At 51.5% G+C, this 1,692-nt stretch carries 1 protein-coding gene and 1 pseudogene; both read right to left on the reverse strand.

From position 1 onward, the window contains the following. Positions 1 to 173, reverse strand: a pseudogene (locus tag ACTHS3_RS12475) (DUF5339 family protein); the annotation flags it as partial. Between the two features lie 187 nt (positions 174 to 360). Beyond that, a partial coding sequence (nrdD, locus tag ACTHS3_RS12480; protein ID WP_440368075.1) for an anaerobic ribonucleoside-triphosphate reductase occupies positions 361 to 1,692 on the reverse strand: 1,332 nt, incomplete at its 5' end.

The following is a 1,692-nucleotide window of genomic DNA, read 5'->3' on the forward strand; positions in this document are numbered from 1 at the left end:
TCGAAAGATTTTTGCATCATGTCTTTGGTTGCGGCATCTACGTCTTTAGTTGCTTCGGCAAATGCTTTTTCGTACTCATCACAAACGGCAGAAGAAGATGAGCCTGAACCGTCGCCACATGCTGACAGGGACAGGGCTGCCAATAAAGCTGCCAATAAAGCTGATGTTTTCATGTGTCTCTCGCTTTTTTAAATTTAGGTTAAAGGATGTTATATGTTAATTCATTATATGAAGACGTCAAGAGTTTTTGTTTATTTTAATCAAAACTATATCATTGAAAGAGCCTGCCTATCTCAACATAATCAAGGCCGTCTGAAGTTTCAGACGGCCTTATGCTTGAAGTAATCTTTTTTTCAACGATTACGCCGCTTTACGGTGATAATGTCTGAGCGCATGCTCTTTGCGCCGTCCGCTACTGAATGCGGATACGCGTTTCAGATAGCCGATGACACGGGTGCCGTAGTCGATGTCGTGGCTGCCACAGGCAGAGCAGGCGTGCAGGGTGCGTTTGTCGATATGGCCGCATTCGTTGCAAATGGTGATGCGCACGTTCACGCAGAAGTAGTTGCAGCCGGTTTGCGCGGCGATGTCCAAGAGCGAACGGTAGCCGGATTCGGGCAGGGCTTCGTCGAGGTTTAGATGCAGCGCGGAGCCGCCGTCGAGCCAGTCCACCAGTTCCTTGCCGTGCAGCAGGAATTTGTCGAGCGCGTTGATTTCTTCGTCTTCGACGACGTAGAAATAGGAGTTGTAGCATTCGCGGCTGACTTTGTAGCCATCGGCTTTGTCCCATTTGGCGTTTTTCACGCCGAGGTTTTCGGCAGGGACAAACTCGGTGTTGAATTTCACGCCGTAGTGTTTGCTGGCGGCTTGGTTGGCTTCGAATATGGTTTTCAGACGGCCTTGGACGAAGTTGATGTAGTCGTCGTTGTAGCCGACTTTGATGCCTTGCGATTCGGCGGCTTCCGCCATGCCGTTGATGCCGATGGTGAGGAACTGTTTGTCCAGTGTGATAAAGCCTGCATCGTAAACGGGCAGCATTCCGGCGGCTTGGTATTCTTCCATCAGTTTGCGGTAGGCGTATTGGTATTTGTGGATTTTAGCGACTTCGGCGGCAAGGTCGCGCCCGTCTTGCTCCAGCCGGTTCATGTTGATGGTGATGACGTTGATGGAACCGGTCGCTACGCCGCCTGCGCCGAGGGTGTAGCTGAAGGTGCGGTCTTCAATGGCGTTGCGCAGTCGGCAACAGGAAGCCAACGAGTCGGGGTTGTCGGAAAGATAGACGAAGAAGGAATTTCCCTCCGCCAACTCTTTCGCCATTTCGTCGGCAAACACGGTGTCTTTGCATTTGCCGCCGTCGGTCAGCATCGCGGCGGTAACGACGGGGAAGGTCAAAACGGCTTTGGTGCGCTCCTGATTGAACCATTTGAGGAAGAAGTTTTGCAGCTTCGCTACGCTCGCCCACACCGGTTTGCTGAAATCGGGGAAGACGAAATCGCCGAACATCGCGTCGAAATAGTATTGATCGTAAACGGAAATATTCCAGAATACGCTCTGATAACCGCGCGCGGCGGCGGGCTGGTTGATGCTGTACACCACCTGCTGCATGTGGTTGGCAATTTCTTTGCCGTGGGTTTCCAAATAATCGTCGCCGTAGTCTTTGCGGGCGAAGTAGTCGAAATAAGTCAGAAATTC

The organism is Neisseria sp. P0009.S007, from assembly GCF_051962515.1.